Below are 6,135 nucleotides of genomic sequence, written 5' to 3'. Positions count from 1 at the left end.
AAAGGTAATACTATTTCTTCATGGGAAGAGGATCCCGGTATGGACGATGCCAGATATTTCGATAACGTACCGGATTCCCATGATCCTGGAGCCTAAGGTTACCGGTCTTTCCCTTGCTTCCTCCCACTTCCATATTGTCCTGGATCAGAACGCCATTATGCAAAACCGTGTAAGCACTTTTACGAATGTATTTCCCCTCCTTATCCTGAACGGGGGCATGTACAATGACATCATAGGTCTGCCACACACCAGGAGCCCGGCATGCATTAACCAAGGGAGGGTAGCGGTTATAGATGGATCCTGCCTGACCATGAGAATAAGTGGAATTTTTGTACGAATCCAGAACCTGAACTTCGGGGCCTCCCAATGGGAAAAAACCTGAATTCCCCCGACCCTGCCCGGAACCTTTTACTTCGTCTGGAGTGCGCCACTCCACATGATACTGGCCATATCCGAGCTTCTTTTTTGTCTGAATCGTACCGGTACCACGAACCACTTCCATGGCGCCATCAATCAATTTCCATTTCACTTCCCCTCCCTTTGTGCTCTCCCAAAGATTAAAGTTCGTTCCATCAAAAAGTACGATGGCATCAGATGGTGCCTTCCCCACTTTATTAGGATTTCCGTAAACTCCGGGGGTCACTACCGGTGGTAAGGATGAATCTTGTTTTGCACTTTCTGCAAATGCAGAAAAAGTAAAAAGAGATAGAGAGAATATGAACAAGTTCTTGTGCGTTTTCATTACAATATATCTAGCCCGTGAAATGTTTTATGCCTAGGAAAAAGCGACATTAATGAACTGATTTTAAAAAGAATTGAACCCTTTGAGTACAAACCCAGGCAATAATCAACGCCGATATTTGCGCAATCTTTGATCGCTTTCCAATAGGTCAGAAAAATCGTCAACATCGATATCCTTTGTGGCGGAACGCTGTCTTCTCGGATCCAAATCATTGGACACCAGTCCATGAGGACTGAGAGGTTCCTCCTCCCGTCCCAAAACATCCAACACCTTACGGGCTAATTGCCTGCCAACAGGTTCACCCAGTAAGCCCCCAATATGCAGATCTCCGTAGGGATTGTTTTCCCCTTTCTTATGAAACCCAGCTTTTTTCAACCAGGTGGAATAAAACTTTTCGTTGGAAATGAGGGCATGTTGATCACAAATCGCGATCTCTGGATGCCGGCTCATCACTTCCAGTGCCCATGGGTTGATGAATCGCTCCATGGTTTTCTGTACTCGCCCGGTTGCCTTATTTTCGGGTCCCAGTTCACCAGGGGGAGGATATCCACCGGGAATCGGAGTCGTGGTTACAAAGATCAGTTTTGCCTTGGTTTTCTTTAATTCTGCAATCACTTTCTCCAAATCTTCCTGATAACGAGCCTTGGTATTGGCTGAATCCCACTGACCGAAATTAAAACTGATCACTTCCCACCCCAGTCCGGGTTGGTCATAAGCTCCGAGCCACTGGACAATATTTTCCACGCCCTTGCGGACTGGACCGCAATTAGTGGGAGGATGATAGATATTCAGTTTTCCCATCAATGCAGTACGAAGAGCTTTGTCATAATTTCCGGAAATTGAATCTCCAATGAAAAGGTACCGACCAAGGTTTGGATCATCCTGGTTTTTAGAGTCCTCGAGCATTCGCAGGCAGACTTCGCTCGCATGAAAAACATCTCCTTCCATCTTTCCGTGAACGAAAGCCTGCTGAACAAAGGGTTTGATATCTTTCTGACTCAAAAGTCCCATGATCCGGTGCTGTCCATCATGACCCTGGGTGCCGATTTGGTAGATTGCATCACCAATCTGCACATCCATAAAACGACCGTTTTCACGAATAAATCTTCCTGATATCCAAGGCTTTGCAAGGGTTGGTAATTGGTCGGGGATTGGAGCTATATAAAGTTTTCCGTCCATGATTGGACGCCTTCCCCGCTCTTCCCACTTCCTGATCGCTTCTGCATCCTTGAAGATTCGTTTAACATATAAATCCTTAGGCAAGTTGTAGGAAAATTGTTTTTCTCCCATTTCAAATTCCACCTTTCGTGCTTCGAATCCGCCTCTTTGCACACGGGATTGCAAACCGATTGGGGCATTATCTTTAAGCAAAACCTCAATCGCTCCATCCGCATTACGGATGTAAAAGTTAACCATCTTTTGGTCCAAGGGAGTAATAACACCATTGGTCACCCAGTCCCCGGTTGGGGGATCGGCATAGGAACTCTCTTCCTTAATTGTTGTGTAAGCAGAAATGTTACCTTGTTGAGCAATACACCCTATTAAAAAAAAGAAAAATTTAATTTTGTATATTTTGTTTGCGAAATAAAAACGCATCTGAAGTCACCAAGGAAAGAATCAGGACTTTCATGCTTCCCCCACTTTCCCGATAAGCCTCATGGGCCGCCTGTAAAACCGGGCGATCATGAAGGGTTTCATTGCGCCCCATCCAAAAACGGAAGGCATGACGCACAAACACCTGCTCGACACGTTCACTGTTGGCCAGTTTATCGATCATCTCGAGAGCGTTGGCAACTGGTCCGTCCAAAGAAGGGTCGCCGGAGTCGATAATTTCCCCTTTTGCATCAACTGGTTTTTCAAACTCGGTGGTGCGATAGATTCCCGCATGGTTGTACATCTCAAAAGGGAGTCCAAGGGGGTCCATTTTCTCGTGACAACTCCAGCAATACTTTTCCCGGGTTACCCGCATGCGTTCCCGTAAAGTGGTTCCAGGTTCGTCAGGAAGCTGAGCATCCACCGTGATCGGCACATCGGGAATACCGCCGCCAAGCAATCTCTCCCTGACCCATATTCCTCGATGAATCGCGTGGTTGTCCATGGCATCAGAATGGGAGACCAGCCAGCTTGGATGTGTCAGTATTCCCAATCTCTGACTTTCGGGTACCGTTGACAAGGTTCTTTCTGGCTTCATCGATCCGGTTCCGAATGAACGTCGGCTCACTCGGGCAAAGATTTGCTTGCCGGAAAAATTCGCTTCTTCGACATTCGTATTTACATTATTCCCGGCCTTTCTTTTCATATCAGCCATTTTTTTGATTAAGGCTTTAAGCTCTTTTTGCTTACTGGCCACCATTTTCTTGAGTGCTTTATCGCTCTTATTGGCCTTGGCCTGACCTTCCAGCTTATTGACTTCTTTCGTTAGGATCTTTCGTTCTTCGGCAATTTCCAAAGTGGCTAATTCTTCAGCCCTTTTCTTTTCCTCTTGAGCATTTTTCTGCTCTTCCTTGGTATACCTTCTTCCGAACAACGATCGATCATTTCCTGTATGAACCACTTTTTGAGTCGTCAATAATTCTTTCAATACATTTTTGTCATCAGCTAAAATCAATTCAATTAAACGATCCGTGCTGGCAGTGGCATCAAACATGGCACGAAAGTAAGCGTTGTCTCTGGCGGAAGTTCCAGTGCTGGCAAGAGCTTTTTGATCCTTACAAATATACCCGCTCAGATCATAATCAAAGAAATCTCGGAAGAAACGAAGAACCCGGGGCTTGCGGATGGAGTCATCATCCAACATTCGTGAAACTTCACGGCGCACATCGGAGCGGGTTCTCATTTTTCCTTGGACAATTGCATCCCTCAATTTCTCATCAGGTCTGATGTAACTAAGAGCATGATTTACCGCCAATCCAAGTTCCCAATCCTGCAACATGACTCTTCCATATTTGTCCGCTTTTCCCTCTTTTGCGAGTTCAGGGCGAAAAAGAGCATCACGATCCAGAAAGATTGAAGAAAGTCCCATAAATGCACCCTGTTCACGCCCAATTTTTTTAATGGATTCGTTAACAATTTGCAGATATTCCGAAACTTCTTTTTCCGACGGCGGACGGAAAGTCAGTACTTCAAAAAGAAAGGTAATAGTTTTTCGAATCGAATCCTCCGTAAATTTGTCCTGTCTCATTAAATCATAGACAGGAGTAATCGGACGAACGACTTTAGTATTATAAACAATTGCAGAGGGTAAGCCACGTAGGTCTTCCTTCGGTTTTACCGCATCGTAGGTTTTAGGATTGTCGGTTATTTGCTCGGGAAATTCAACCAAGCTCATTGGACCGTAAGCCATGTATTTCAGGATGTCCTCCGCCTTATTCAGTATCTGAGTGGCTTCGGAACTGTTAACTGAATAAAAGTCAGCATAATTTTCAAATCCATGCTTCCGGCTCGATGACAGTACCACAGGCACACTCTTCACCGCAGTTTGGTAGGCAACCGTTCCACCCTCCCATCTGATAATACGGTCCGTCCCGAAATAAAGCTTAAGTTCTCCGCCATGGTTGGTGGGCACGAAATCACCCCGTGTTCGCACTCCAGGTTTGGAAGGATTAAATGCGGGCTCCATGTTAATCAGTTCATTGAGTCGTGTGATGTGCTCCTGTGGAGTGATCCGCCAAATTCGAGAGGAAGAAGAGGTAGGTTTAAGCTTAATGTCATTGGGTAGTTCGCCAAAGAGCAGATCATGTTCGAGATAGTTTGCCTTTTTGGGATCGAGGTTCGCCTTGAAGCCACCCTTCTCCTTCATTTCCTCTCTTAACTCCTGAACTACCCAATCCGAGAATTTGAGACGTTCCGTGATCTTGGGCTGAGATTTGTTCGGGGGGGGCATTTCGCCCATGGCGACCTGTGCCCAAACCGATTTCCAAACCGCGGCATTAATTTCGTCCACCGGTCCAAGATCCAAAAGGTTTAGATCGGCCTCCTTCGTTTCATCATCATGGCAATCAAAACAATGGTTTTCCAAAAACAATTCGCCAATTTGCTTAAAGTCACCACGAATGATTTCACCGGGTACGAAAGGTTTTCCCCGCAGGCTAGGGATAACCAGTATGGCAAATGCCAATAAAGTGCTTCTGCCGAACACAGTTAAGACAGAATTTGCGTAATTGGACCGGTACTGGAATCGTACTTTTTGGCCATCGCCTCGGTCATATTGAACCGATCACCCTCCACACCGGATACCCGCATAATTGAATTATAGAGGGCATTGATGGGTCGCGTCCCATCCAGTTGAGTAAAGCAACCCGATTTGAAAGCACCGCCACAATTCCCCAGCAACATGACCGGCCAGTTCGATCCATTGGTGTGCTGTTTATCGGCATTATTGCTAGTGTAGACAATCAAAGTGTTATCCATCATGGAGCCACTGCCTTCAGGAACACTTTCTAACTGCTCCATTAGCTTAACCAGCATCCGGGAGTTGTACTGGCGAATCTTGATCCATATCGGATTATCCTTTTGCTTCATATGCCCAAGGTTATGCCCCTGTTGCTCGATTCCTAACCCTTTCCAGGCGCCAAAGATTTCCCCTCGGCCGGAACCGATAGTCAATGTGTTCGTAGTACCCGACTTAAGTGCAGAAATACCAAGGTCCAAGAGTGTGTCGTGCCAATCGGTTTCAAATTCCGGATTGGTGTATCTTTCATCAACTTTGGGAGCAAATTTCTTCAAATGCCCTGAAACTTGAGCCAACCGATCACGCAAACCATTCATATCCTCGAATCCACGAACATACTGATCGTACCTTTGTTTCTCTTGTAAAGGAAGCTGATGACCTTCAGTGGATGCCATACTTTCAATTCTTTCCAGCATGGAGGATCTTGCTTCATGCTGATTACGAATATCTCCCTCTGAAATACCGCCATATAAAAGTTGGTATAAATGATTGGGATTGGAATGCATAAAGATTGGTTGACCAGCTCCACTGGCAGAAAGATTCGCCACGGTAGGCTTGGCCCGCATATTCTCGATGGAATCCATCCCGATGCAAAGATGGGGTAATAAAGTCTGAGGAAGAACTTTGCTCAATTCATAATCGACTGTCGGCCCACCCGGAGGTACACCATCACTTCCACGATACCCACCCAAAGCTCCAAAAAATGGACTATGCCCTGGACTAGTATGTAAACCATGCAATCCGTTAATAATATGTAATCGCTCCTTGAAAGGTTCGAGTGCCTCGATCGGCTCAGGTAACTTGACCTTGGACAGGGATCCACTGTTTTTCATCCCATCCGGAATGCAGGTACCCGGCTCAAATCCTTGGTTCTGAAGAAAGAAAATTACCCGCTTGGGAGCGGAACCGGAAACGGAGGCAAAAGCAGAATGGGGGAATAATG

4 protein-coding genes are annotated in these 6,135 nt (G+C 45.9%); all 4 read right to left on the bottom strand.

Annotated elements, in window-relative coordinates; genetic code table 11:
* Positions 1 to 10 precede the first annotated feature (10 nt).
* Positions 11 to 742 (bottom strand): 3-keto-disaccharide hydrolase, encoded by a 732-nt coding sequence (locus ACKPQ5_RS07490; protein WP_407678481.1) that lies wholly within the window; start codon positions 740 to 742, stop codon positions 11 to 13.
* Between the two features lie 105 nt (positions 743 to 847).
* Complete coding sequence (locus ACKPQ5_RS07485; protein WP_407678480.1) at positions 848 to 2,338, bottom strand: SGNH/GDSL hydrolase family protein; 1,491 nt, start codon at positions 2,336 to 2,338, stop codon at positions 848 to 850.
* A complete protein-coding gene (locus ACKPQ5_RS07480; RefSeq protein ID WP_407678479.1) occupies positions 2,301 to 4,880 on the bottom strand; it encodes a DUF1588 domain-containing protein in 2,580 nt (859 codons plus the stop codon). Before ACKPQ5_RS07480 ends, ACKPQ5_RS07485 begins: the two co-directional genes overlap by 38 nt.
* Positions 4,881 to 4,882: 2 nt before the next feature.
* Positions 4,883 to 6,135: DUF1552 domain-containing protein (locus tag ACKPQ5_RS07475; RefSeq protein ID WP_407678478.1), on the bottom strand; the 1,253-nt coding region annotated here is incomplete at its 5' end.

The organism is Candidatus Seribacter sulfatis (assembly GCF_964187635.1).
Classification (GTDB): domain Bacteria; phylum Verrucomicrobiota; class Verrucomicrobiia; order Opitutales; family Seribacteraceae; genus Seribacter; species Seribacter sulfatis.
This window is presented reverse-complemented; position numbering and strand designations above follow the sequence as displayed.

Coding starts and splice junctions, on each gene's coding strand:
- ACKPQ5_RS07490 (WP_407678481.1), bottom strand. CDS start 742: ATGAAAACGCACAAGAACTTGTTCATATTCTCTCTATCTCTTTTTACT.
- ACKPQ5_RS07485 (WP_407678480.1), bottom strand. CDS start 2,338: ATGCGTTTTTATTTCGCAAACAAAATATACAAAATTAAATTTTTCTTT.